This window comes from Streptomyces sp. Go-475, assembly GCF_003330845.1.
Taxonomy (GTDB): domain Bacteria; phylum Actinomycetota; class Actinomycetes; order Streptomycetales; family Streptomycetaceae; genus Streptomyces.
Genome location: NZ_CP026121.1, coordinates 6,653,290 through 6,679,001, shown reverse-complemented (window position 1 = coordinate 6,679,001; position 25,712 = coordinate 6,653,290). Strand labels below are relative to the sequence as shown.

General features: G+C 71.3%; 20 protein-coding genes. 10 read left to right on the top strand and 10 right to left on the bottom strand.

Annotation, left to right across the window (positions count from 1 at the left end; all coding sequences use genetic code 11):
• The first annotated feature begins 5 nt into the window (after nucleotides 1-5).
• Nucleotides 6-1,979 carry an alpha-glucuronidase gene (locus tag C1703_RS30595; RefSeq protein ID WP_114255861.1) on the top strand — a complete coding sequence of 658 codons (1,974 nt, stop codon included), beginning with the start codon at nucleotides 6-8 and terminating at the stop codon, nucleotides 1,977-1,979.
• Here the strand turns inward: C1703_RS30595 and C1703_RS30590 are convergent.
• The 6 genes from C1703_RS30590 to C1703_RS30565 are packed head-to-tail and all read right to left on the bottom strand — an operon-like array spanning nucleotide 1,973 to nucleotide 8,494.
• The gene (locus C1703_RS30590) at nucleotides 1,973-3,979 is read right to left on the bottom strand and encodes a beta-galactosidase (protein ID WP_114255860.1); all 2,007 of its coding nucleotides are present in this window, start codon (nucleotides 3,977-3,979) and stop codon (nucleotides 1,973-1,975) included. The two genes, C1703_RS30595 and C1703_RS30590, sit on opposite strands and share 7 nt — an antisense overlap.
• Nucleotides 3,976-4,659, bottom strand: a complete 684-nt coding sequence (locus tag C1703_RS30585; RefSeq protein WP_114255859.1) for a hypothetical protein — start codon at nucleotides 4,657-4,659, stop codon at nucleotides 3,976-3,978. The genes C1703_RS30590 and C1703_RS30585 overlap by 4 nt, the downstream gene beginning before the upstream one ends.
• The gene (locus C1703_RS30580; protein WP_114255858.1) at nucleotides 4,656-4,958 is read right to left on the bottom strand and encodes a hypothetical protein; all 303 of its coding nucleotides are present in this window, start codon (nucleotides 4,956-4,958) and stop codon (nucleotides 4,656-4,658) included. Before C1703_RS30580 ends, C1703_RS30585 begins: the two co-directional genes overlap by 4 nt.
• Nucleotides 4,955-6,610, bottom strand: coding sequence for an extracellular solute-binding protein (locus C1703_RS30575; RefSeq protein WP_114257661.1), 1,656 nt, complete (start codon nucleotides 6,608-6,610; stop codon nucleotides 4,955-4,957). The genes C1703_RS30580 and C1703_RS30575 overlap by 4 nt, the downstream gene beginning before the upstream one ends.
• 22 nt (nucleotides 6,611-6,632) lie before the next feature.
• Complete coding sequence (locus tag C1703_RS30570; protein ID WP_114255857.1) at nucleotides 6,633-7,505, bottom strand: carbohydrate ABC transporter permease; 873 nt, start codon at nucleotides 7,503-7,505, stop codon at nucleotides 6,633-6,635.
• Nucleotides 7,499-8,494 (bottom strand): ABC transporter permease subunit, encoded by a 996-nt coding sequence (locus tag C1703_RS30565; protein WP_114255856.1) that lies wholly within the window; start codon nucleotides 8,492-8,494, stop codon nucleotides 7,499-7,501. The genes C1703_RS30570 and C1703_RS30565 overlap by 7 nt, the downstream gene beginning before the upstream one ends.
• Nucleotides 8,495-8,725: 231 nt before the next feature.
• On the opposite strand from C1703_RS30565, the gene C1703_RS30560 reads away from it, so the two are divergent.
• Nucleotides 8,726-9,745, top strand: a complete 1,020-nt coding sequence (locus C1703_RS30560; protein ID WP_114255855.1) for an acetylxylan esterase — start codon at nucleotides 8,726-8,728, stop codon at nucleotides 9,743-9,745.
• A 137-nt stretch (nucleotides 9,746-9,882) separates the two neighbouring features.
• Here the strand turns inward: C1703_RS30560 and C1703_RS30555 are convergent, their stop codons facing one another.
• Both C1703_RS30555 and C1703_RS30550 read right to left on the bottom strand, forming a co-directional pair.
• Nucleotides 9,883-10,293: an MmpS family transport accessory protein gene (locus C1703_RS30555; RefSeq protein ID WP_114255854.1), complete on the bottom strand. Its 411-nt coding sequence runs from the start codon at nucleotides 10,291-10,293 to the stop codon at nucleotides 9,883-9,885.
• Nucleotides 10,294-10,417: 124 nt separating this feature from the next.
• On the bottom strand, nucleotides 10,418-10,687 hold the full coding sequence (locus C1703_RS30550; protein WP_232840631.1) for a hypothetical protein: 270 nt from the start codon (nucleotides 10,685-10,687) through the stop codon (nucleotides 10,418-10,420).
• A gap of 338 nt (nucleotides 10,688-11,025) precedes the next feature.
• Between C1703_RS30550 and C1703_RS30545 the strand changes: the two genes are divergently transcribed.
• The 6 genes from C1703_RS30545 to C1703_RS30515 all read left to right on the top strand — a co-directional run bounded on the left by C1703_RS30545 (nucleotide 11,026) and on the right by C1703_RS30515 (nucleotide 20,110).
• Complete coding sequence (locus C1703_RS30545; RefSeq protein ID WP_114257660.1) at nucleotides 11,026-12,111, top strand: lytic polysaccharide monooxygenase; 1,086 nt, start codon at nucleotides 11,026-11,028, stop codon at nucleotides 12,109-12,111.
• Nucleotides 12,112-13,178: 1,067 nt separating this feature from the next.
• The gene (locus tag C1703_RS30535; RefSeq protein WP_114257659.1) at nucleotides 13,179-15,551 is read left to right on the top strand and encodes a SpoIIE family protein phosphatase; all 2,373 of its coding nucleotides are present in this window, start codon (nucleotides 13,179-13,181) and stop codon (nucleotides 15,549-15,551) included.
• Nucleotides 15,548-16,630 carry a substrate-binding domain-containing protein gene (locus C1703_RS30530; protein WP_114255852.1) on the top strand — a complete coding sequence of 361 codons (1,083 nt, stop codon included), beginning with the start codon at nucleotides 15,548-15,550 and terminating at the stop codon, nucleotides 16,628-16,630. Before C1703_RS30535 ends, C1703_RS30530 begins: the two co-directional genes overlap by 4 nt.
• A gap of 14 nt (nucleotides 16,631-16,644) precedes the next feature.
• Nucleotides 16,645-17,424, top strand: coding sequence for an ATP-binding cassette domain-containing protein (locus tag C1703_RS30525; protein ID WP_198678313.1), 780 nt, complete (start codon nucleotides 16,645-16,647; stop codon nucleotides 17,422-17,424).
• Nucleotides 17,421-18,692 carry a sugar ABC transporter permease gene (locus C1703_RS30520; RefSeq protein ID WP_198678312.1) on the top strand — a complete coding sequence of 424 codons (1,272 nt, stop codon included), beginning with the start codon at nucleotides 17,421-17,423 and terminating at the stop codon, nucleotides 18,690-18,692. The genes C1703_RS30525 and C1703_RS30520 overlap by 4 nt, the downstream gene beginning before the upstream one ends.
• A 62-nt stretch (nucleotides 18,693-18,754) precedes the next feature.
• Nucleotides 18,755-20,110 (top strand): sugar ABC transporter substrate-binding protein, encoded by a 1,356-nt coding sequence (locus C1703_RS30515; RefSeq protein WP_114255850.1) that lies wholly within the window; start codon nucleotides 18,755-18,757, stop codon nucleotides 20,108-20,110.
• Between the two features lie 160 nt (nucleotides 20,111-20,270).
• Here the strand turns inward: C1703_RS30515 and acnA are convergent, their stop codons facing one another.
• On the bottom strand, nucleotides 20,271-22,988 hold the full coding sequence (gene acnA, locus C1703_RS30510) for an aconitate hydratase AcnA (RefSeq protein ID WP_114255849.1): 2,718 nt from the start codon (nucleotides 22,986-22,988) through the stop codon (nucleotides 20,271-20,273).
• Nucleotides 22,989-23,252: 264 nt separating this feature from the next.
• Between acnA and C1703_RS30505 the strand changes: the two genes are divergently transcribed.
• Both C1703_RS30505 and C1703_RS30500 read left to right on the top strand, forming a co-directional pair.
• Nucleotides 23,253-23,453 carry a DUF4236 domain-containing protein gene (locus tag C1703_RS30505; protein WP_114255848.1) on the top strand — a complete coding sequence of 67 codons (201 nt, stop codon included), beginning with the start codon at nucleotides 23,253-23,255 and terminating at the stop codon, nucleotides 23,451-23,453.
• A 64-nt stretch (nucleotides 23,454-23,517) separates the two neighbouring features.
• Complete coding sequence (locus C1703_RS30500) at nucleotides 23,518-25,047, top strand: UDP-N-acetylglucosamine 1-carboxyvinyltransferase (protein WP_114255847.1); 1,530 nt, start codon at nucleotides 23,518-23,520, stop codon at nucleotides 25,045-25,047.
• Nucleotides 25,048-25,095: 48 nt separating this feature from the next.
• Here C1703_RS30500 and C1703_RS39115 read toward each other — a convergent pair whose 3' ends face one another.
• Complete coding sequence (locus C1703_RS39115; protein ID WP_157993184.1) at nucleotides 25,096-25,359, bottom strand: hypothetical protein; 264 nt, start codon at nucleotides 25,357-25,359, stop codon at nucleotides 25,096-25,098.
• Nucleotides 25,360-25,712: the final 353 nt, after the last annotated feature.

Genomic DNA, 25,712 nt, shown 5'->3' with positions numbered 1-25,712 from the left:
GTCTCATGCCGCTTCCCGTGCCCGTCCTGCCCGAGGGTGTCGACCCGGCCTGGCTGCCGCCCGCCGCGTTCGGGGCGGTCGGCGGGCGGCGGACGCTGGTCCGAGGATCGGGGCCGCTGGTGGAGACGGTGCACGGGGAGGTGGCCGAGGCCTGCCGGCGGTTCGGCGGCCGGGTGGTGCGCGACGCGTCGGACGACGGCCCGTACGACCTGGTCCTCGGCCTCGGTGCGGACGGACCCGGCGACGAGGGCTTCTCCCTCGCCCGCGAGGGCGGCACGACGACCGTCACCGCCTCCGGTGGGCGCGGGCTGCTGTACGGGCTGTTCCACGTGGTGCGGCTCGGCGAGGACGCCTTCTCCGGTGAGCGGGTCCGCGAGGTCCACCGCCCCGCGCTCGCCCTGCGCATGCTCGACCACTGGGACAACGTGGCCGTGCACCCGGTCATGGGGCAGGTGGAGCGCGGGTACGCGGGTGGCTCGCTGTTCTGGGAGGACGGCCGGGCGCGTGGCGACCTGGAGCGGGTGCGGGCGTACGGCAGGCTGCTGGCGGCGTGCGGGATCAACGCGCTCTCCGTGAACAACGTCAACGTGCACGCGACCGAGGCGCGGCTGCTGACCGACCGGATCGGTGACGTGGCCGCGATCGCCGGGGCGTTGCGGCCGTACGGCATCCGCACCCACCTGTCGGTCTCCTTCGCCGCGCCGCTCCTGCTCGGTGGGCTGCCCACGGCCGATCCGCTGGACGCGGCCGTGCGCGCCTGGTGGGCCGAGGCGACGCGGCGGGTGTACGAGGCGATCCCCGACTTCGGCGGGTACGTGGTGAAGGCAGACTCGGAGGGGCAGCCGGGGCCGTTCGCGTACGGCCGCAGCCACGCCGACGGCGCCAACCTGCTGGCGGCGGCGCTGGAGCCGTTCGGCGGCACCGTGCACTGGCGGGCGTTCGTCTACGACCACCGACAGGACTGGCGCGACCGCACGACCGACCGGGCGCGCGCCGCGTACGACCATTTCGTGCCGCTGGACGGGGAGTTCGCCCCGAACGCGGTGCTCCAGGTGAAGCACGGGCCGATGGACTTCCAGGTGCGGGAGCCCGTCTCGCCGCTGATCGGCGCGATGCCGCGCACCCGGCTCGCGGTGGAGCTGCAGGCCACCCAGGAGTACACCGGGCAGCAGCGGCATGTGTGCTGGCTGGGGCCGATGTGGAGTGAGGTGCTGCGGTTTCCGCTCGAACAGGGCGTGTCCGTCGGGGAGTTGGCGCGTGGCGGGCTGGTCGCCGTGTCCAATGCCGGTGACGACCCGTTCTGGACGGGGCATCCGCTCGCCCAGGCCAACCTGTACGCCTTCGGGCGGCTCGCCTGGCGGCCGGACGCCGATCCGGGTGCCGTCCTCGACGAGTGGATCCGGCTCACCTTCGGGCCGGGACCGGCGGCCGGGCTGCACGCGGTCCTGGACGGCTCGTGGCGGACGTACGAGAAGTACACCGCTCCCCTGGGCGTGGGATTCATGGTGCAGCCGGGGCACCACTACGGGCCGAGCGTGGACGGGTACGAGTACAGCCCGTGGGGGACGTACCACTTCGCCGACCGGGACGGGGTCGGTGTCGACCGCAGCGTGGCGACCGGTACCGGGTACGCCGGGCAGTACGGCAAGCCCTGGGCCGAGGTCTACGAGTCCGCGGACAGCTGCCCCGACGAGCTGCTGCTGTTCTTCCACCACGTGTCGTACTCGCACATGCTGAAGAGCGGGAAGACGGTGATCCAGCACATCTACGACACGCACTTCGAGGGTGTCGAGGAGGTGGAGGCGGCCCGGGAGGTGTGGGCCGGGCTCGTGGACCTCGTCGACGCCGCGCGTCACAGGCGGGTGGCGGAGCTGTTCGAGGAGCAGCTCCGCTGCGCCCGCGAGTGGCGCGATCAGGTCAACAGCTACTTCTTCCGGAAGTCGGGTGTGCCGGACGCACACGGTCGGCGCGTCTACTGAAGGATCGCCACGCCCAGGGGGTCGACGACCAGGGGTTCGCCCAGCTCCACCCGCTTGCCGGTGAGCAGGTCGGTGGCGGTGGCGTGGGCGGTCAGGCGGGCGGGTTCGGGGGCGTGGTTGAGGAGGAAGAGCAGGGGGGTGCCGTCGGGGGCGATCCGGGTCGCCGTCTCCACCGCCGGGTGGCCGGCGTAGGGGCCGAGCAGGTCGTGGCGGGTCAGGATGCGGCGTACGACCTGGTCGACGCCCGGCTGGTCGAGGGCCGTGGCGACGTACCAGGCCTCGCCGGCGCCGAACGGGTGGCGGGTCACGGCCGGGGTGCCGGCGTAGAAGTCGGTGCCGTACGTGGCGACCGGTTCGGCGCCGCGCGGCAGCACGATCTCGAAGACGAGCCGGGCCTCGGCCGACAGTTCGGGGACGGGCTGGGCGAACTCCGTCGGGCGGGCGTCCCATTCGTCCACGCGGATGCCCATGAGCGGGGCGAGCGGGCCGGGGACGTCGGTGAGGAAGGCCCGGTCGTGCTCGTCGACGCGGCCGGAGAGGAAGGTGGTCAGGACCGTGCCGCCGCGTGCGGCCACGGCTTCGAGGCGCGCGGCGAGGTCGCCCTTGACCATGTGGAGGGCGGGGGCGAGGACCACGTCGTAGGGGGTGAGGCCGGCGGTCTGCGGGACGACGTCCACGTCGGCGCCGGCCGCGCGTGCCGCCCGGTAGTAGGCGTGGACCACGTCCGGGTACTTGACCAGCCGGGACGGGCCGTCGGAGATCTCCAGGGCCCACCAGCTGTCCCAGTCGAAGAGCAGGGCGGTGCGGGCCGGGGTGCGGGCGCCCAGGGTGCGGTCCCCCAGGGTTTCCAGTTCCCGACCCAGTGCGGCGACCTCGCGGAAGACGCGGGTGTCGTCGCGGCCCGCGTGGCCGATGACCGCCCCGTGGTACTTCTCGCAGGCGCCGCGTGAGGCGCGCAGCTGGAAGTAGAGGGCGGCGTCCGCGCCGTGGGCGATCGCCTGGAAGGTGGCGAGGCGGAGTTCGCCGGGGCGCCGGAGCGGGTTGACGTCCCGGCACGCGGTGGTGGAGGGGGTCTGCTCCATCAGCCAGAAGGGGGCGCCGTCCTTCAGGCCGCGCATCAGGTCGTGGGCGAGGGCGGGCCGGGTCGGCGGGGCGTCCAGGGGCGGGTAGTTGTCCCAGGAGGCGAAGTCGAGGTGGGGCGCCCAGCGGTGGTAGTCGAGGGGGCGAAAGGTGCCCATGAAGTTGGTGGTGACGGGCGTGTCCGGGTCGTGGGCGCGGATCACCTCCTTCTCGGCCAGGAAGCAGCCGAGGAGGGCGTCGGTGGTGAACCGGTGGTAGTCGAGGGTGATGCCCTGGAAGGCGGTGTGGTCCGGGCCGCGCCAGTGCTCGGTGAGGGCGTTCGGCGGCTCGATCTGGTCCCAGTCGGTGTAGCGGTGCGACCAGAAGGTGGTCCACCAGGCGTCGTTGAGGGCGTCGAGGGTGCCGTGCCGGTACCGGAGCCACTCGCGGAACGCCTCGGCGCACAGGTCGCAGTAGCAGGCGCCGCCGTACTCGTTGTTGACGTGCCAGGCGAGCAGGGCGGGGTGGTGCGCGTACCGTTCGGCGAGGCGGGCGGCGAGCGCGGTGGCGTGCTCGCGGTACGCCGGGGAGCTGGGGCAGAAGGTGTGGCGCTGGCCGTAGCGGTGGCGGCGGCCCTCGAAGTCGGTGCGGTTGACCTCGGGGTGGCGCTTGGCGAGCCAGGGCGGGAGGGCGGCGGTGCCGGTGGCCAGGCAGACCTGCCGGCCCTCGGCTGAGGCCCGGTCGAGGATGCGGTCCAGCACGGTGAAGTCGTAGGTGTCCGGGGCGGGTTGGGTGAGGGACCAGCTGAAGACGCCGACGGTGAGGGTGTCGACGCCGGCCCGGGTGAACAAACGGTGGTCCTCGTCCCAGACCTCCTCCGGCCACTGCTCGGGGTTGTAGTCGCCGCCGTACGGGATCTTCGGGGTGCGGGGCGCGCTCATGCGGTGAACTCCGCCCGGGTCTCGGTGATCAACGAGCGGCTGCCGTGCAGCAGGGACAGCAGCAGCGGGGCGGCCAGCAGGGCGGGCGCGGCCTCCGTCAGCAGGGCGGTCAGCGCGGCCGTCAGGACGAGCAGGGAGGCGGCGGCGAGGGTGGCGCGGCCGTGCCGGAGCAGGAAGTACCCGGCGAGGCGGGCGGTGTCCCGGGCGCGGAACGCGAAGAGCGAGGTGAGGACGAGGGCGTGCGCGCCCCAGAGGAGGGAGCCGGCGCCGATCACCGCGAGCAGGACCGCCCACCAGCCGGGCAGGCCGGTGGCGGCGAAGTGGGTGAGGGTGAAGGCGATCACCGTCAGCCAGGCGAGCAGCGGGGTCCACAGTTTCAGCACCGGCAGGGCGTTGAGCCGCCAGCCGCGCAGGTAGGCGCGGGCCGGGCGCAGTTCGGTGAGGTCGCGGCTGCGGTGGTGGAGGGCGTAGAGCGCGGCGGACAGGGCCGGTCCGAGGGGCAGCAGGCACAGCGCCGCGAGGGGGAGGTTGGCCGGGTCGGGGCCGAGCAGGAGCAGTCCGGCCAGGCCCGGGGAGGCGGCCAGGAGCAGCAGCGCCTCGACGGTGAGGACGGTGTGGATCAGGGCGGAGGCGCGGGAGAGGGTCCCGGTGCCGAAGTCGGAGGTGCGTACGGTGCTCATGCCGCCGCCTCCCGGCCGAGCGGGTGCCGTTCGTCCCACCGGGGCGGGGGCTCGTCGCCGACCGGGGTGGGCTCGACGAGCGGGACACGGTGGCGGCTCAGGGTGAAGGGCGCGGCGCGGCCGTCCTCGGCGGTCGGCGGCCGGTGGCTGTGCGGGGGCTCGGCGGCCTCGCGCGGGGCGTCGAGCAGTTCCGGGTCCTGGTGGTCGCTGCGCGGGGCGAGGCCGAGGCGGCCGGTGCCGGCGCGGTGGCGCAGGGCGTCGGTGAGCCGGCCGCTCGGCGAGCCGGGGACGCGGATCACCCGTTCTCCTTCTTGAACCGCTCGTACGCCTTGTTGTGCAGGTCGACGAACTGCTGCATGTTCTTCGACTTCAGCTCGGAGACGTAGGCGTCCCACTCGGACAGCGGGCGCTTGCCGAGGACGAACCGGAGGGTGTTCTGGATGACGGTGTCCTTCAGCGGGGTCTCCCAGAGGGTCGCCTGCTCCTGCTCGAAGGACTGCAAGGGGTGGGCCGGGGCGATGGGCGTCTGTTGGCGCCGGGACATCGCGTCCTGGAACCTCTTCTCGTCGGGGCTGAACATGGAGGAGACCAGCTCCCAGCTGCCGCCGTAGGCGAAGACGCCGTTGTAGAAGCCGAAGTCCTTCTGCATGTCCTTCGGCGCGTCCGGGTCGGAGCCCATGAGGCTGATGCCGGGCTTCGGCGTGTACCGGCTTCCGGAGCGGGTGTAGGTGACGCCCTCGACGCCCCAGCGGGCCAGTCGCTGGCCCTCGTCCGAGTACCAGAGCCAGTCCACGAACTGCATCATGGCGACGAAGTTGTCGCTCTTCAGGGCCTTGCTGGAGATCATCACGCCGTTCTCCAGCCGGACGCCGCCCAGCACGATTGGGCCCGCCGGCCCGAGCGGCACGGGGATCATCTCGATCTTCGCTCCCTCGACCTGCTTCTCCAGGTTGTACCGGTATTCCTGCACCAGTACCTGCGGGTTGGCGCTGATCGCGAACGACTTCTCGCCCAGCAGCTTCTGCGCGGCCTCGTCGTCGGTCTGGGTGAAGCTCTCCGGGTCCACCAGTTTCTCGGCGACCAGTTTCCGCACGAACTCGATCATCTGCCGGTAGGCGTCCGTGGCTCCGGTGAAGACGAACCTTCCGGCGTTCGCGTCCCAGTCGATGGGGTTGTGCGTCCATCCGGCCCGGACCCCGTACGCCTGGCCCAGGTAGCTGAAGAGGGCGGCGGCGGGGTAGGGCGTGTTCTTGCTCCAGCGGTCGGAGAACGGGTAGCGGTCCGGGTACTCCTCCCTGATCGCCCTGAAGACCTCGTACACCTCGTCCCAGGTGGTGGGCGGGTTCAGCCCGAGCCGGTCGAGGACGTCCGTGCGCAGCGCCAGCGAGTAGCCGGATCTGGCCTTCTCGTGCAGGCCGGGCAGCAGATAGAACTTGCCGTCGGACTGCCGGATGGAATCGATCTCCGGCTCCAGCTTCCAGCGCCTCACCTTGTCCCGGAAGTTGGGCATCAGGTGCACGTAGTCGCTGACCGGGAGGATCGCGCCCGACGACACGAACGCGACCTCCGAGGGGTGGTACGTCTTGGGGATCAGGAACGGGGCGTCACCCGAGCCGATCAGGACGCTGCGCTTCTTCTCGTAGTCGACCAGGGGGACGGCGACGGGTTCGAGGGTGACGCCGGTGCGCCGGGAGAGCTCCTTCCAGAACAGCCAGTCGTTCTTCATCGGGTAGACGGGGTTGTTGTTGTGCAGGACCGAGAAGGACAGCGGCTTGGCCGCCTTGAACTGCTGGCCGACGCGGTACTCCTTCATCGCGCCGTCCCTCTTCTTCGACAGGTCCTTGGAGTCCCCGCCGCCGTCGCCGCTGCCGCAGCCGGTGAGGGTGGCCAGGCCGATGAAACCGGCGGCGGACAGGATCTGACGCCGCGACAGCTGTCCTGCGTTGTTCAGGGATGACACGGGCACTCCTTTGTTAGCCCTTGACCGCGCCGAGCATCACGCCCGAGACGAAGTAGCGCTGGACGAACGGATAGACACAGAGGATGGGCAGCGAGGTCAGCACGATCGTGACCGCCTGGATGTTCGCCCCCACCTGGCTGAGCTGCGCGTCGGCGGCACCGGCGTTGCCGCCCGTCGTGGCGCCGGAGATGAGGTTGCGCAGATAGACGGTGACCGGCATCAGCTCGGATTTGTCCATGTACAGGAAGGCGCTGAACCAGGAGTTCCAGAAGGACACCGAGTAGAACAGCACCATCGTCGCGACGACCGCCTTCGACAGGGGCAGCACGATCCGCAGCAGAACGCCGTACGTGCTCAGGCCGTCGATCTGCGCGGCCTCCTCCAGTTCCGTCGGCAGGTTCTCGAAGAACGCCTTCATCACCAGCAGGTTGAACACGCTGATGGCGTTGGGGAGCGCGATGGCCCAGACGCTGTTCTTCAGACCGAGGCTGGTGACGAGGACGTAGTTGGGGATCAGGCCCCCGGTGAAGAACATGGTGAACACGGCGACGCCGACCAGGACGCCGCGTCCCTTGAGGTGCTTCTTGGACAGGACGTAGGCGTAACAGGTGGTCAGGACCATCGCCACGACGGTCGCGACGACCGTGTACAGCACGGTGTTGCCGTAGTTGCGCCAGAACATCGAGTCCTCGAACACGATCTCGTACGTGGTGAGGTTGAACCCCTTGGGCCACAGCGTCACTTCACCGGCCCGGATGTGCCGCTCCGCACTGAACGAGCGGGCGATGATGTTGGCGAACGGGTACAGGGTGACGATCACGACCAGGGTGAGGACGACCCCGTTGACGCCCTGGAAGACCCGGTAGGAGCGGCTCGGCTTCACCACAGGCTCGTCCCCACTGTGCGGCGCGAGAGCTGGTTCGCGGACGTGATCAGGACCAGGCCGATGATCGCCTCGAACAGCCCGATGGCGGCGGCGTAGCTGAAGCTGTTGGACTCGACACCGGCCCGGTAGACGTAGGTCGATATGACGTCGGCGGTGGGATACGTCAGCGGGTTGTACAGCAGCAGGACCTTCTCGAAGCCGACCGCCATGAACGTGCCGATGTTGAGGATCAGCAGCGTGACCATGGTGGGCCGGATGCCGGGCAGGGTGACGTGCCAGATCTGCTGCCAGCGGTTGGCCCCGTCGATGCGCGCGGCCTCGTACAGGTCCTCGTCGATGGTGGTGAGCGCGGCGAGGTAGAGGATCGTGCCCCAGCCGGCGGTCTGCCAGATCTCCGAGCCGACGTAGATCGTGCGGAACCACTCGGGTTCCTGGATGAAGCGGATCGGTTCGTGCCCGAACCAGCCGAGGACGTGGTTGACCGGGCCGTCACTGGCCAGCATCTGCATCGTGATGCCCGCGACGATCACGATCGACAGGAAGTGCGGGAGGTACGACACGGACTGCACGAACCGCTTCAGGGAGCGCCGGCGGACCTCGTTCAGCAGCAGCGCCAGCACGATCGGCACCGGGAAGCAGAACAGCAGCGTGAGCCCGCCGATCCACAGGGTGTTGCGGAAGACCTGCCAGAAGGTGGGGTCGCTGAGGAACATCTGCACATAGCGCAGGCCCACCCACTCCTCGCCGAAGATCGACCCGCCCGGCTCGAAGCGCCGGAAGGCGATCACGTTGCCGAGCATCGGCAGGTAGCGGAAGACCAGGAAGAACAGCAGCGGCAGGATCGCCAGCGAGTACAGCTGCCAGTCGCGGCGCAGCGCCCGCCGCCAGCCGGTCCGGGCGGGCGTCCGGTTCCCGCGTCGTCGGGGTGCGGCCCGGGCCGGAGGCGGGTCCTCGGTGCCCGGCGGGGCCGGCGTGGTGGACGTGCTCATTGCTCGGGCCTCCCGTGGGCATGGGACGCGGAACCGAAACTTTCGAGCGCTTACCGGTAACTTCGCGGCAACTTAAGGGCAGGGGAAAGCGCTGTCAATGGGTACTGCGGGAGTCCGCCGGGGCTCCTGTGCCGCGTTGGAAACCCGTCGAACCTGGGTAGACCCCTGGGACCCACCCCCGTCTCTCGTCGCAAGTTTCTGGATGACCACCGACTCCTGCGAGGTGCCGCCGTGCCCGCGTTCGACCTGCCGCTGACGGAACTGGAGCGCCATCGCCCGGACGTCGGGGAGCCCGCCGACTTCGACGCCTTCTGGCTGAGCACGCTCAAGGAGGCCCGGCAGGCGGACCCGCTGGTGGCGGTGCGGCCGGTGGAGACGGGCCTGCGGCTGACGCGGACCTGGGACGTGACGTTCCGGGGCTTCGCGGGCGACCCGGTGCGCGCCTGGTTCAGCAAACCGGCCGGGGCCGGTGGTGAACTCCTGCCCGCCGTCGTCGAGTTCGCCGGGTACGGGCGCGGCCGGGGCCTCCCGCACGAGCGCCTGACCTGGGTGAACGCCGGGTACGCGCATCTGCTCATGGACAACCGCGGCCAGGGCGACCAGTACGGCTGCGGCGGAGACACGCCCGACCCGCACGGCACCGCGCCCGGCGGTCCGGGGCCGGCGGTGCGTGGACTGCTCGCCCCCGAGGACTACCACTACCGACGCCTGATCACGGACGCGGTGCGCGCGATCGCGGCGGTGCGGGCACTGCCCGGCGTCGATCCCGCCCGGACCGTGGCCGTCGGCAACAGCCAGGGCGGCGGGCTGGCCCTGGCGGTCGCGGGGCTCGTTCCCGATCTGGCGGCGCTGCTGGTCACGGCCCCGCTGCTGTGCGGGATCCGCCGCGCGCTGGACCTCACCGACGCGGGCCCGTACGGCGAGATCGCCGCCTACCTCTCCGTCCACCGGGGCGCCGAGCACGCCGCCCACCGCACGCTGTCCTACGTCGAGGGCGTCTCCTTCGCCCGCCGCGCCCAGGCTCCGGCCCACTTCGGCGTCGGCCTGCGCGACACGGTCTGCCCGCCGAGCGGAGCGTACGCGGCGTTCAACCGCTACGCCGAACTGACCGGCGCGGACCCGGAGAAGGAGATCCACGCCTATCCGTTCAACGGCCACGAGGGCGGCGACGCGGTACAGGTGCGCCGCCAACTGCGGTGGTTGTCGGCGGTGTTGGCTGCCGGGGGCGATGACCGCAGGGGGCCGTCGTAGAGGGGCGTCGCAGGGGCTCGTCGAGCTTCGGCTGCTTTCCCGAGGGGCCGTTCAAGTCCGCTCGGGGTGCGGCCGGTTGAACCCGGCCGACCGGACGCGGCCGCCGGGCCGCGCGGGCCCTGCCGGGCGGCCCGGGGTCAGCCCGTGATCGGAGACTCCGCGGTGCAGCCCCCGGCGGTCACCAGGCCGTCGGCGCTCTGCTCCTCGAGCACCTTGCCCTTGTGGATGATCTTGCAGGTGATCTGGGCGCCCTCGGGATCCGCGGCGACCGGCATGACCGCCGCGGGCATGATGCCGCGCAGCGTGACCGTCTTCTTCCACGGCAGCTCCGGCTTCGACACCGACTCGACCTTCGGCTCCATGGCCTTGCCGCCCCCGCCGTGGAACTCGATCGAGTCGACGTTCTTCCCGGTGACCTCGTAGGTGACCTCGTACGTCTCGTCCACCGCCTTGTCGACCTGGTCGACCGCCTCGGAGCAGGAGCTGAGGCCGAGCGCGAGACCGGTGACGGCGACGGTGCAGACGGCTGCGCGGATGGTGCGGTTCAAGGATCCCCCCGGATCACGAAAGGTCGGAGCCGCAGCCAATCCCAAAGGGGAAGTAAAGTCAACTTGGTTGCGTACGAGGCCGGTTCCAGCCTCCGTCACCCGCCCGGCCGGCAGGAGGGCGGTGTCACTCCGGCGCCTCGATCCAGTTGAGGCATTCGGTGTAATCGAAATTCCACTTCAGGCAGAGCTGCATCCGGATCACCGATTTCCGGTCCACGAACTCGGTGATGATCTTCCGGTCTTCGATCCGCGAGACCCCGACTTCGTTTTCCCAGTCGATCTCCATCTCGTTTTCCAGCTGGAGGCTGGTCAGCGCGTATTTCCCCTGCGCCTCCGGGTACTTGAGGAAGACTTCCTTGATCGCGTTGTGGAACTCCGCGTCTTCGTTCGGCATGCACGTCATGACTGCCTCCTGGTGTCGGGTCGGCGCACCGACCGTTCACCCGAAGTCTGCGGGGAGGGCGGGGAAAGCGCGCGTCGTCCGTCACCCGAACGGCCCTTGCGCCGTGCCGCCGAGAGGACGCCGGCTCCGTTCGCCGAGGCGCCGAGCGGTCCCGTCGTGCCACGACCGTTTACAACTGCGCCGCCCGGCGCTAACTTCCGCAACAGCGGGGTGGGAGCGCTCCCATAACGGTGGACCGGAACCCGCCCTCGAGTCGCTCCCACTCCGCGCATCCCCGCACACGCATCCGCAGACCCGGACCCGAAGAAACGGATGATGCTGTCATGATCATGACAACACCGTCGGGGGGCGCCCCGGCGCCTCGATCAGCACTCCGCACCCGGGCCAGAGCCCTGTTCCTGGTCCTGCTCTCCCTCGTCATCACCGTCCCCGCCCTCGGCCTGGTCATGACGGCGGGCGGTGAGGCGGAGGCCCACGGCACCCCCATGAAGCCCGGCAGCCGCACCTTCCTGTGCTGGCAGGACGGCTTGACCGACACCGGTGAGATCAAGCCGGTCAACCCGGCGTGCCGGGCCGCGCAGCAGGTCAGCGGCACCACGCCGTTCTACAACTGGTTCTCGGTGCTCCGCTCGGACGGCGCCGGCCGCACCCGCGGCTTCGTGCCCGACGGCGAGCTGTGCAGCGGCGGCAACACCAACTTCACCGGGTTCGACACGCCCAGCAAGGACTGGCCGCTGACCCATCTCACCTCGGGCGCGACGGTCGACTTCTCGTACAACGCCTGGGCGGCGCACCCGGGTTGGTTCTACGTCTACATCACCAAGGACGGCTTCGACCCGACGAAGAGGCTCACCTGGAACGACATGGAGGAGAAGCCGTTCCTGAGCGTCGACCACCCGCCGCTGAACGGCTCCCCGGGCACGGTCGAGGCCAACTACTCCTGGACCGGCAAGCTCCCCGAGGGCAAGTCGGGCCGCCACATCATCTACATGGTCTGGCAGCGCTCCGACAGCCAGGAGACCTTCTACTCCTGCTCCGACGTCGTCTTCGACGGCGGCAAGGGCGAGGTGACCGGCATCAAGCAGCCGGGCAACCCGACCGAGCCGGTGCCCGGGACGTGCACGGCCACCCGAAAGACGACCGGTACCTGGAACGGCGGCTACCAGTCGGAGGTGACCGTCACCAACACCGGTACCGTTCCGATGCTCGGCTGGATGGTCGACTGGACGCTGCCGGCCGGCCAGAAGGTCGAGAGCCTGTGGAGCGGCAGCGCGACGTACAACGGCCAGGCGGTGATGGTCCACAACGCCGGCTGGAACGGCTCCCTCGCACCAGGCAGAAGCACGACGTTCGGTTACGTCGTCTCCGGTGCCGGGGGTGACAGCACGACGAGTCTGCCCTGCCGGGTGGGCTGAACCGTCACTCGGGGCGGGCCCGGTGGCCGTGGCCGTGAGGCTCCGGCCACCGGGCCCGTCGCGCGTGCCGCCGGTTCCGGCCGGGGGGCGGGGCCTGGTCCGGGTCGCGGGTCCGGTCGTCGACCGTGTGCCGTCGCCCTTGGAGCTGGTCGGGCCGTACGCCCCATATGTCGCTGTTATCCAGGTGTGCGATTCTGTTGTGTGGGTGCCCTGCCGCTCATGTGCGGCGTGGCTTCGCCATGGGAGACGTGACCCGGTACCGCCGGACTCGTGCCCGCGTCGTCGTCGCCTGGGTTCCGGGGACTCCCACCTGCCGGTGGCTGCGGCGTGGACGGGAGGTGGACGCGGACATGCCCCATGACGGCGATGCCCGGGCCGCGGCCCCCGGTCTGCGGGCGCCCGGGAACGGGGACTCCGGCCCGTCGCGTCCCACGCGCGAACCGGCCGCCCGGGAGCGGGTTCTGGCGTTCGCCGGGGTGGTGCTGGCGGCGGTGTACGTACGGAGCGAGGACGGTGCGGAGCTCCGGCGGGTGGAGGCGGCCGGGCTTGAACCCGAGCGGTACGGGCTGGCGGGGCGCGTGCGGGTCTCGACGGGCTCGACGGGCTCGACGGTGGCGGGGGCCGACGACAGTGGGGCCGGGGCGGAGGCCGACGACAGTGCGGGCGGGCCGGAGACCGACCAGGGCAGGCCGGGGACTGACCCGGGCAGGGCGGGGACTGACCCGGGCAGGGCGGGGACTGACCCGGGCGGGCCGGGGACTGACCAGGGCAGGGCGGGGACTGACCAGGGCAGGGCGGGAACTGACCAGGGCGGGCCGGGGACTGACCAGGGCAGGGCGGGAACTGACCAGGGCGGGCCGGGGACTGACCAGGGCAGGGCGGGGACTGCCCCGGGCAGGCCGGGGACTGACCCGGGCAGGGCGGGGACTGCCCCGGGCAGGCCGGGGACTGACCCGGGCAGGACGGGGACCGACCCGGGCAGGCCGGAGGCAGCGCCCCCGCCCCGAGCCGCAGGGGCGGGGGACGGTGGGTCCGTCGTCGTCGAGGCCTATCGGGGTGGCCGGGCCGTGTGGGTCAGGGGGGCGGTGGCCGGCGGCCGGGAGGGCGGCGGAGGCGTCTCCGTGCCGCTCGGGGCGCTGCCCCTGGGGGCGGCGGGTGGATGGCTGGGGTGCCTGGTCGTGGTGGGCGAGGCCGGGGAGGGGTTCGGGAGCGAGCAGCGGGAGTTCCTGGAGCGGTACGCCGAGGCCGTCGCCGGGCGGCTGCGGGGCGAGGCGGACCGGTCGGCGCCCTCGCCCCTGCTGGATTCGGCCCTGCGGGCCATGGGCGTGGGCTCCTTCGCCCTGACGCCGGGCACCGGCCTGGTCGAGACGGACCCGGCCCTGCTCGAACTCGTCGGCATCCCCGAGGACGGTTTCGACGGCAAGACCGACACGCTGCTCTCCTACAGCGTCCCGGAGGACGTCCCGGCCCTGATGTCGGTGATCGAGCCGTCCGCGCAGACCCCGGGGCGCCGGGAGCTGGAGTTCCGTATCCGCCGGCCGACGGGTGAACTGTGCTGGCTGCGCCTGGGCTGCCGCCTGCTCAAGGCCCCCGACGGCGCTCCCCAGCGGGTGCTGGGCGTCGTCACCGCGGCCCCCGTGCTGCGGCGCGGCGCCAGCGACGTCGCCCGGATCCAGTGGCTGACGGCGGCGCTCGACGACGCGACGACGGTGCGGGACGTCAGCCGCGTGGTGGTGGCCGCGCTGCGCGAGCCGCTGGGCGCCGACCGGGTCGCGCTCGCCGAGCTGCTGGAGGACCGGCTCGCGGTCACCGTGCTCGATCCGCCGGCCGCCGCCGCCTGGCCGGAGCTGTGGCGTTCGGAGTGGCGCTCGGAGTGGCCCGACGCGCCGGTCGGCGCCCTGCCCACGCTGCAGGCGGCGCTGCGCGACGGGCGGATGAGCCTGTGGCCGGCCGGCGCCGTGCTGGAACCGGGCCTCGCGGGGATCGGCCCCGGCGGGCTCGCGGTCCTGCCGCTGCCCGCGAAGAGCAGGGTGGCCGGAGTGTGCCTGGTCGGCTGGGACGCCCCGCACGAGTTCGCCCCGGAGGAGCGGGCCCTGCTCACCGCGACGGCGGGCCTGGTGGGGCAGGCCCTGAAGCGCGCGCACGCCTACGACGCCGAGCAGGAACTCGCGACGATGCTCCAGCGCAGCCTGCTGCCCCGCCGGCTCCCCCGGCTGCCCGGGGGCACCGCCGTGGCCCGCTACCTGCCCGCCCGGCGCGGGCTGCAGGTGGGCGGCGACTGGTACGACGTGATCGCGCTGTCGGAGGGGAAGGTGGCCCTGGTCATCGGGGACGTGCAGGGGCACAGCGCCGGGGCCGCGACGATCATGGGCCAGATGCGTACCGCGGTCCGGGCCTACGCCGTCGAGGGCCATCCGCCGGACGTGGTCGTCGCGCACGCCAACCGGCTGCTCGTCGGCATGGAGACCGACCTGTTCGCCACCTGCTGCTACGTCGAGCTGGACATGGAGGAGGGCAACGCGCTGTTCGTGCGGGCCGGGCACCTGTCCCCGCTGGTGCGCCATCCCGACGGGGGCACCGAGGAGATCGCGGTCGAGGGCGGCCTGCCGCTCGGCGTCCTCGCGGAGGCCGACTTCCCGCTGACGGCGCTCGCGCTGGCCCCGGGCTCGGTGCTCGTACTGGTGACGGACGGCCTGGTCGAGTCGGCGGAGCTGCACCTGGACGAGGGCATGCGGCTCGTGCGCGAGGCGCTCGCCGCCGCCGACCCCGCCGACCCGGGGCGGATGGCCGACGAGCTGCTCGGCGAGGCCGGCCGCCGGGAGGACGACGTGGCGTTGCTGCTGCTGCGCTACGACGGAATGCGCGTGCGGCCCGTGCGGGCGGGCTGGGTGGTGTGGCGGCTGCCGGACGCGGTCATGCACGCCCGCCGGTTCTGCGCGCGCACACTGCGGTCGTGGGACGTCGTGGCCGAGGCGGACACCGTCCTGCTGGTGGTGTCGGAGCTGGTCACCAACGCGCTGGTGCACACCCAGGGCCCGGTCCGGGTCGACCTGACGCTGGCGGCGGACCGGCTCAGGGTGACCGTGAGCGACTCCTCGCCCCGCTCCCCCGCCAAGCCGGTGGTCGTGGACTGGGAGTCGACGGGCGGCCGGGGCCTCTTCCTCGTCGAGGCGCTCTCGACGGCCTGGGGCTCGGTGCCGGTCGGCGGCGGCAAGCAGGTGTGGAGCGAGATCGTCGTGTCCCGTCCGCAGCCGGAGCCGGACCCCCCGAAGGAAGCGGAACCGGCGCCGCGGGCCGAGCCGGAGCGGGAGCGGCAGTCGGGCTGGGGCCTGGGCTGGGGCATCAGCCGGAACCGTGACCGCAATCGGGACCGCAATCGGGACCGGAGCAGAGGCCGGGGCCCGGGCCGCGGCCGGTCCGAGGAGAGGGGGCCGCGATGAGAGCCCCGAGGCGGCGGGTGGCCGCCGGGCTGCTGGCGGTCGTGCTGGCGGTGTCCCTGGCCGGGTGCACCGGCGACGGCGAGGGCGGCGGGGACGGGCTGACCGTCGGGCTGCTGCTGCCGAGCCGTGCGGTGCCGCGCTGGGAGCAGTCCGACAAGCCCTTGATCGAGAAGCGGGTGAAGGAGCTGTGCTCCGAGTGCACGGTGGTGTACGCCAACGCCGAGAACGACGCGGCCAGCCAGCGCCGGCAGATGAACTCCATGATCACCAGGGGTGTGTCGGTCCTGATCCTGGACGTCGTCGACCCCAGGGCCCTGCGCTCCTCGGTCCGGGCGGCCGAGCGGGCGGGCATCCCGGTGGTCGCCTACGACCGGCTCGCCGAGGGCCCCATCTCGGGGTTCGTCAGTTTCGACGGCGGCGAGGTCGGCAGGCTCCAGGGCGAGGCGCTGCTGCGGGGCATGGGCGCCAGGGCCGACGGCGGCACCGTGGTGATGATGAACGGCGACCCGTCCAGCCCCAACGCCGCCTGGTACGAGGGCGGGGCCCGGTCCGTCCTCCAGGACCGGGTGCGGATCGCCAAGTCGTACAACACCCTCGGGTGGCGTACGGAGAACGCGCACGACCACATGTCCGCCGCGATCGACGCCCTCGGCCCGGACGGGATCGACGGGGTGCTGGCGGCCAACGACTCGATCGCCGCCGGTGTCGTCGCGGCGCTCAAGAGCGCCCGGGTCTCGCCGCTGCCCGCGGTCACCGGCCAGGACGCCGACCTCGACGCCGTGCGGCGCATCGTCGGGGGCGAGCAGTACATGACCGTCTACAAGCCCTTCCGGCTGGAGACCGACGCGGCGTCCGCGATGGCCGTCGCCCTGGCGCGCGGCAACGACGTCGACGCCCTCGTCACGACGAGCGTGGACAGTCCCACCACCGAGGACGTCCCGTCGATCCTGCTCCGCCCGATCTCCGTGACGCGGGAGAACATCGGCCGGACGCTCGTCCAGGACGGCATCTACACCATCGACCAGATCTGCACTCCGAAGCTCCGGCCGGACTGCGACCGGGCCGGACTCACCCGGTGAGGGAGGTGGCCCCCGTGGCCCATCCGCCGGTGCTGGCGTTGCGCGGCATCTCCAAGCGGTTCGGGGGCGTCCAGGCCCTCGTGGACGTGGACCTCCAGGTCCGGGCCGGCGAGGTGGTGGCCCTGGCGGGCGACAACGGGGCCGGCAAGTCCACGCTCGTCAAGGTGATCTCCGGGGTCAGCCCCGCCGACCGGGGCGTCATCGAGTGGGAGGGGCGGCTGGTGCAGATCAAACGGCCGCACGACGCCCACGCCCTGGGCATCGCGACCGTCTACCAGGACCTCGCCATGTGCGACAACCTGGACGTCGTCGGCAATCTCTTCCTCGGCCGGGAGATCGACCGGGTGGGCATCCTCGACGAGGTGGAGATGGAGCGCCGGGCCCGCGACCTGATGCGTGCCCTGTCGATCCGCATCCCCGACGTGCGCATGCCGGTCGCGGCGCTCTCCGCCGGTCAGCGGCAGGCCGTCGCGATCTCCCGTTCGCTGATGGGCTCCCCCAAGGTGCTGCTCCTCGACGAGCCCACCGCGGCCCTGGGCGTGGAGCAGACCAGCCATCTGCTCGACCTCATCGAGCAGGTGCGCGACCGGGGCATGGGGATCATCCTCATCAGTCACAACATGGGCGACATCAAGGCCGTCGCGGACCGGGTCGCGGTGCTGCGGCTGGGCCGCAACAACGGCCTGTTCGACGTGAGCACGGTGACGCAGGAGCAGATCATCTCCTCGGTCACGGGCGCCGCGGACAACGCCGTGGCCCATCGCGCGAGGGGCGACGAGGAGGCGTGGCCGTGAGCCGCGGCGGACCGCACCGGGACGGCGGGCCGGTCGCAACCGGCCGGGGGCCGCGCGCCCGCGCCTGGCAGGAGAACCTGCGGGAGTACGCGCTGGAGGTGCGCGGCAGCGTCCGGGACGGCGAGCGGGGGCCGCTCCTGGTCGTCGCGGGGCTGATCGTGATCTGCGTCGTCTTCCAGGCGCTGGACGACAAGTTCCTCTCGCCGCGCAACCTGTCCAACCTGGGCGTGGACATCGTCGGGACCGGGCTGGTCGCCGTCGGCATCGTGTTCGTGCTGCTGATCCGGGAGATCGACCTGTCGGTGGGTTCCGTCAGCGGACTGGCGGGGGCGGCGTTCGCCGTGCTGAACGTGAACCACGGGGTGCCGGAGTGGCTCGCGGTGATCGTGGCGGTCGTCGCGGGGACGGCCGTGGGCGCCTTCCACGGGTTCTTCTTCGCCTGGCTCGGCGTGCCCGCGTTCGTGGTGACGCTCGCGGGGCTGCTGATGTGGAACGGCCTGACGCTCTACCTGCTGGGCGCGAGCGGCACGATCAACATCGACGAGGAGGGGCTGGTCGCGTCCCTGACCAGCCGGCACTTCGGTGCCGACGTGGCGGCGTACGCGGTCGCGGCGGTGGCCACGGCCGGGTATCTGCTGACCACCCGCCGCCGGCGCAGCCGCCACCGGGCCGCCGGGATGCCGTACCGGCCGATGGGCGAGATCTGGCTGCGCACGGCTCTCCTCGCGGTGGTCGCCTTCACCGCGGCGCACACCCTGAACCGGTTCCAGGGGCTGCCGCTGGCGCTGCTGATCTTCCTGGTGGTCCTGGTCGTCTCGGACTACGTACTGCGCCGCACCCGCTACGGGCGGCGGGTGTACGCGCTCGGCGGCGGGGTCGAGGCGGCGCGGCGGGCGGGCATCGCCGTGGAGCGGGTGCGGGTCGCGATGTTCATGGTGTCGGGGACGCTCGCGGCGGTCGGCGGGCTGTTCGTGGCGTCGGGACTGACCTCGGCGAGCCCCACGACGGCCCGGGCCGCCGGTTCCGGGATGCTGCTGATCAACGCGATCGCGGCGGCCGTCATCGGCGGGACGAGTCTGTTCGGCGGACGGGGTTCGCCCTGGTCCGTGCTGCTCGGGGTGCTGATCATCCAGTCGATCGCCTCCGGCATGGGTCTGCTCGGGGTGGAGGACGCCGTGCAGTTCATGATCACCGGGGGTGTGCTGTTGGCGGCCGTCGCGGCCGACGCGCTGTCCAGACGGGTGGAGACCCGGCGGGGCCGCCCCTGAGCCATGCCCGTTCTGCCTGTTATGCCTAAGAAATGGCAAAGGTGGGTAAGGGCCGGAGTGCGATGAAACGGAGCCGCCTCATCAGGGCGGCCGTGGCCGCCGCGGTCGCCGCGGGCCTGGCCCTCGCCGGGTGCGGTGACACCGATCAGCCCGGTGTCGAGGAGCGGGCCGATCTCAGCGTGCTCGCGATGGACGCGCCCCAGATGCAGAACCTCCGCAAGCTCACCAAGGAGTACTTCACGGCGGAGACGGGCATCACGGTCGACTACACCCTGCTCCCGGAGAACGAGGCGCGGGAGCGGATGAACCGCGAGTTCGCGACCCAGGCGGGGAACCACGACGTGGCGAGCGTCAGCGCGTACGAGGTGCCGATCTACTCGCAGCAGGGCTGGCTCGCCCCGCTGGACTCCTATGTGAAGGCGGACGAGGACTTCGACCAGGGCGACGTCTTCCCCAACCTGCTGGCGTCGCTGACCGGGGAGGACGGCCGGCTGTACGCCGAGCCCTTCTACGGCGAGGGGTCCTTCCTGATGTACCGCAAGGACCTCTTCCGCAAGGACGGGCTGACCATGCCGCCCAACCCGACCTGGGAACAGGTCGCCGACCTCGCCGCCCAGGTCGACGGCACCGACGGCGCGAGCGGCATCTGCCTGCGCGGCCTGCCCGGCTGGGGGCAGAACCTCGCCCCGATCAACACGGTCGTCAACACCTTCGGCGGCGCCTGGTACGACATGGACTGGAACGCCCGACTGACCTCACCGGAGTTCAGGAGGGCCGTCGGGTTCTACGTCGACCTGCTCCGCTCCCACGGCCAGCCCGGCGCCGAACGGATGGGTGTGCTGGAGATCCTCGACCGCTTCGTCGCGGGCGAGTGCGCCATGATGTACGACGCCACGTCGCTGGCGTCGTCGGTCGAGGCCGACGGTTCCGCCGTGAAGGGCAAGGTGGGTTACGTCCCGGCCCCGCACGACCGGACCGAGAAGGCCGGCTGGCTGTGGACCTGGGCGTGGGGCGTCCAGCAGGCCTCCGAGAACAAGGACGCCGCCTGGGAGTTCATCTCCTGGGCCTCCTCCAAGGAGTACCAGGAGCAGGTCGGCCAGGAGCTTGGCTGGACCGCGGCGCCCGCCGGGAACCGCAGGTCGCTCTACGCCAACCCGGAGTACCAGCAGGCGGCCGCCGCCTGGTACCGGCAGGAGTACACGGCGGCGACGGACTCCGCCGACCCGAGGAACCCCGGCGTCGCGCCCCGCCCCTACACCGGCATCGGCTTCGTGGGCATCCCCGAGTTCGCCGTGCTCGGTACGGCGGTCTCCCAGCAGATCGCCGCGGCGATCGCCGGACAGCAGTCGGTGGACGCGGCCCTGGACAAGTCCCAGGACCTCGCCCAGGCCGCGGCGGCGAAGTACCGCGGCGAGTGAGCCGCCTGCGATGCACCGGTCAGCCCCTGCCCGGTCCGCTGGGGGAACCCTGTGTCCTGCCTGAGGCCGGGCGATGACCTGCCCGCAACGGCGCGGGCCGCGCCCCCGGTCACCCGGGAACGCGGCCCTCGAACTGCGCTGAACTGCCGTGCCGGTCCGCTTACTTGCGGATCAGGCTGCGCAGCACGTACTGCATGATGCCGCCGTTGCGGTAGTAGTCGGCCTCACCCGGGGTGTCGATGCGGACGACCGCGTCGAACTCGACGCCGGTGTCGGTGGTGACCTTCACCGTGCGCGGGGTGGTGCCGTCGTTCAGCTCGGTGACGCCGGAGATGGAGAAGGTCTCCTCACCGGTCAGACCGAGGGACGCGGCGGACTGGCCCTCCGGGAACTGCAGCGGCAGGACGCCCATGCCGATGAGGTTCGAGCGGTGGATGCGCTCGTACGACTCGGCGATGACGGCCTTGACGCCGAGGAGCGCGGTGCCCTTGGCCGCCCAGTCGCGGGACGAGCCGGAGCCGTACTCCTTGCCGGCCAGGACGACCAGCGGGATGCCGGCGGCCTGGTAGTTCTGCGAGGCGTCGTAGATGAAGGAGACCGGGCCGCCGTCCTGCGTGAAGTCGCGGGTGTAGCCGCCCTCGGTGCCCGGCGCGATCTGGTTGCGCAGGCGGATGTTGGCGAACGTGCCGCGGATCATGACCTCGTGGTTGCCTCGGCGCGAGCCGTAGGAGTTGAAGTCACGACGCTCCACACCGTGCTCGGTGAGGTACTTGCCCGCCGGGGTGTCGGCCTTGATGGCGCCGGCCGGGGAGATGTGGTCGGTGGTGACCGAGTCGCCCAGCTTGGCGAGCACACGCGCGCCGGAGATGTCGGAGACCGGGGTGGTCTCCATCGTCATGCCCTCGAAGTACGGGGGCTTGCGGACGTACGTCGACTGCGGGTCCCACTCGAAGGTGTTGCCGGTCGGGATCGGCAGCGCCTGCCACTGGGCGTCGCCCGCGAAGACGTCCGCGTAGGACTTGGCGAACATGTCCTCGCCGATGGCGTTGGCGACGACGTCGTTCACCTCGGCCTCGGAGGGCCAGATGTCCTTCAGGAAGACCGGGTTGCCGTCCTGGTCGGTGCCCAGGGCGTCCTTGGTGATGTCCACCTTCATGGAGCCGGCGATCGCGTAGGCCACGACCAGCGGCGGGGACGCCAGGTAGTTCATCTTGACGTCGGGGTTGATGCGGCCCTCGAAGTTGCGGTTGCCGGAGAGGACCGAGGTGACGGCGAGGTCGTGGTCGTTGACGGCCTTGGAGACCTCCTCCGGCAGCGGGCCGGAGTTGCCGATGCAGGTGGTGCAGCCGTAGCCGACGAGGTTGAAGCCGACCTTGTCGAGGTAGGGGGTCAGGCCCGCCTTCTCGAAGTAGTCGGTGACGACCTTGGAGCCCGGGGCGAGGGTGGTCTTGACCCACGGCTTGCGGGTCAGGCCCTTCTCCACCGCCTTCTTGGCCACCAGGGCGGCGGCGACCATGACGTACGGGTTGGAGGTGTTGGTGCAGGAGGTGATGGCCGCGACCGTCACCGCGCCGTGGTCGATCTCGTAGGAGGTGCCGTCGGGGGCGGTCACGGTGACCGGGTTGGACGGGGCGCCGTTCGGGATCGTCGACGGGGCGTCGGAGCCCGGGAAGGACTCCTTGCTGGCCTCGTACTCGTCGTTGACGTAGGTGCGGACGTCCTGCTTGAACTGCTCGGCGGCGTTCGCGAGGACGATGCGGTCCTGCGGGCGCTTCGGGCCGGCGATGGAGGGGACGACCGTCGACAGGTCGAGCTCCAGCTTCTCGGAGAAGTCCGGCTCGGCCTTCGGGTCCAGCCAGAGGCCCTGCTCCTTGGCGTACGCCTCGACCAGCGCGAGCTGCTGCTCGCTGCGGCCGGTGAGCCGCATGTAGTTGATCGTTTCGTCGTCGATCGGGAAGATCGCGGCGGTGGAGCCGAACTCCGGCGACATGTTGCCGATGGTGGCGCGGTTGGCGAGGCTCGTGGCCGCCACACCCTCGCCGTAGAACTCGACGAACTTGCCGACGACGCCGTGCTTGCGCAGCATCTCGGTGATGGTGAGCACCAGGTCGGTGGCGGTGGTGCCGGGCTGCAGCTCACCGGTGAGCTTGAAGCCGACGACGCGCGGGATGAGCATGGAGACCGGCTGGCCGAGCATCGCGGCCTCGGCCTCGATGCCGCCGACGCCCCAGCCGAGGACGCCCAGGCCGTTGACCATGGTGGTGTGCGAGTCGGTGCCGACCAGGGTGTCGGGGTACGCCTTGCCGTCGCGGACCATGACGACACGGGCCAGGTGCTCGATGTTCACCTGGTGGACGATGCCGGTGCCGGGCGGGACGACCTTGAACTCGTCGAAGGCGGTCTGGCCCCAGCGCAGGAACTGGTAGCGCTCCTTGTTGCGGCCGTACTCCAGGTCGACGTTCTGCTTGAAGGCGTCGTTCGTGCCGAACTTGTCGGCGATGACGGAGTGGTCGATCACCAGCTCGGCCGGGGCCAGCGGGTTGATCTTGGCCGGGTCGCCGCCCAGCTCCTTGACGGCCTCACGCATGGTCGCGAGGTCCACGACGCAGGGAACGCCGGTGAAGTCCTGCATGATCACGCGGGCCGGCGTGAACTGGATCTCCTGGCTGGGCTGCGCCTGGGAGTCCCAGCCGCCGAGGGCACGGATGTGGTCGGCGGTGATGTTCGCGCCGTCCTCGGTGCGGAGCAGGTTCTCCAGCAGGACCTTGAGGCTGTACGGAAGGCGGGCCGAGCCCTCCACCTTGTCCAGCCGGAAGATCTCGTACGACTCGTCGCCCACCTGCAGCGTGCTGCGGGCGTCGAAGCTGTTCGCCGACACGACAGTCTCCTTCATTGATGTGCGCGTACCACCACGATCCTGCCGCCACGGCATCTCGGCCGATCCGCTAAGGTAAGGCTAAGTTAGGCACGCCTTACCGGGGCTGGCGGCTGCGGTGCTCCCCGGCAGATATCTCGATGTCGAGATAACTCTAGTACACCGGGGCCGGGAGGTCATGCCCCGGCGCCCGCCATGCGGTCATGCGCCCCCCTCTCCGGGGTATCCGAACCAGGTATCCACACCGCAAACGGAGAGGAGACAGGCATGCCGCTCACGTTCCGCAAGAGTTTCCGGATCCTTCCGGGGGTGCGGCTGAACATCAACAAGCGCTCCTGGTCCATCACCACCGGCGGCGGAAAGAACGGCCCGCGATACACCCGCAGCAGTACGGGACGCCGTACGACATCGATGGACCTGCCCGGGCCTTTCGGGTGGCGTCGCACCCGTACCACCGGGCGTCGTTGACGCCCCGTCACCCGAACGGACCCTCCGTCGGGCGGCATCTCATATGTGAGATAACCTCAACCCCATGGCAGACGACTACCTCGTACGTATCGGCAAGCTCATCCGTGACGCCCGGCAGCACCGGGGCTGGACGCAGGCGCAGCTGGCCGAGGCGCTCGGAACCAGCCAGAGCGCCGTCAACCGGATCGAGCGCGGCAATCAGAACATCAGCCTTGAGATGATCGCGCGCATCGGGGAGGCCCTCGACAGCGAGATCGTGTCCCTCGGCTATGCCGGTCCGATGCATCTGCGGGTCGTCGGCGGGCGCCGGCTGTCCGGTGCCATCGACGTGAAGACGAGCAAGAACGCGTGCGTCGCGCTGCTGTGCGCCTCGCTGCTCAACCAGGGGCGCACGGTGCTGCGCCGCGTCGCCCGCATCGAGGAGGTGTACCGCCTCCTGGAGGTGCTGGGCTCCATCGGCGTGCGCACCCGGTGGATCAACGACGGTGTCGACCTGGAGATCGTGCCGTCGGCCGAGCTGGACCTGGCGGCGATCGACGCGGACGCGGCCCGCCGCACCCGCTCGATCATCATGTTCCTCGGCCCGCTGCTGCACCGCATGAACCACTTCAAGCTGCCGTACGCCGGCGGCTGCGACCTCGGCACCCGCACGGTCGAGCCGCACATGATCGCGCTGCGCCGGTTCGGCCTGGACATCGCCGCCACCGAGGGCCAGTACCACGCCCAGGTCGACCGCTCGGTCAGCCCCGACCGCCCGATCGTGCTGACCGAGCGCGGGGACACCGTCACCGAGAACGCGCTGCTCGCCGCCGCCCGGCACGACGGCATCACCGTCATCCGCAACGCCTCCTCCAACTACATGGTCCAGGACCTGTGCTTCTTCCTGGAGGCGCTCGGCGTCAAGGTCGACGGCATCGGCACCACCACGCTCACCGTGCACGGCGTGCCGACCATCGACGTCGACGTGGACTACTCCCCCTCCGAGGACCCGGTCGAGGCGATGAGCCTGGTCGCGGCGGCCGTCGTCACCGAGTCGGAGCTGACGGTGCGCCGGGTGCCGATCGAGTTCCTGGAGATCGAGCTGGCGGTGCTGGAGGAGATGGGCCTCGACCACGACCGCACGCCCGAGTACTTCGCGGACAACGGCCGCACCCGGCTGGTGGACCTCACCGTCCGGCCCTCCAAGCTGGAGGCGCCGATCGACAAGATCCACCCCATGCCGTTCCCCGGCCTGAACATCGACAACGTCCCGTTCTTCGCGGCCATCGCGGCGGTCGCCCAGGGCAAGACCCTCATCCACGACTGGGTCTACGACAACCGCGCGATCTACCTGACCGACCTGAACCGCCTCGGCGGGCGCCTGCAGTTGCTCGACCCCCACCGCGTCCTGGTCGAGGGCCCGACCCGCTGGCGTGCCGCCGAGATGATGTGCCCGCCCGCCCTGCGCCCCGCCGTGGTCGTCCTGCTGGCGATGATGGCGGCCGAGGGCACGTCGGTGCTGCGCAACGTGTACGTCATCAACCGGGGCTACGAGGACCTCGCGGAGCGGCTGAACTCCATCGGGGCTCAGATCGAGACGTTCCGGGACATCTGATCGAGACGGTCCGGGGTATCTGGCCGGGCCCGCCGCCGGCGCGGGGGATCATGACCGGTCGACGAGGGGCGTGAACTCGTCGACGTAGATCTTCGGAGTGCGCGGAGCCGGGCCCATGTCCGCCGAGCCGATCACCGCTTCGTCCCGGCCGGTCTTGCCCGGAGGGACGTCCTGGAGCCAGAACCGGTCGTACGCGGTCCAGCCCGCGCCGTCAGCGATGCTGATCTGGACCGAGTACGTCGTTTTCCGCTCGTTGGTGTTGACCACCGCGATCTCGGTCCGCACGCCGCTCTTTTCGGGCGTGGCGCGCACGGTGAGGTCTCCGTACTCAAGGACCCGCGTGCGGCCTTCGGAGTGCACCGAGGGCACGGGCGACGGACGTGCTTGCGGGCTGCTCTGCTCGGCCCTCGGCGTGGCCGGCCGCTGGGAGGCGGGGGCCGGGCCGGGGCCGGCGTCCGTACACCCGGCGGCCAGGACGCACGCCGCCATCAGGGACAGAGCGCGGACCAGGCCCGGTCCGGGCACGACTGCGCGGGCCTTCACCGGACGCAAGCGGTCAGTTGCTCGTGCGCGGCGGTGACCTGCCCGCCGTGCTGCTCCTTGATGCCACAGGGCTGCTGCGGTGGCGGTCCGTTTGATGTGCTTCACGGGGGCCCCTTCGACGG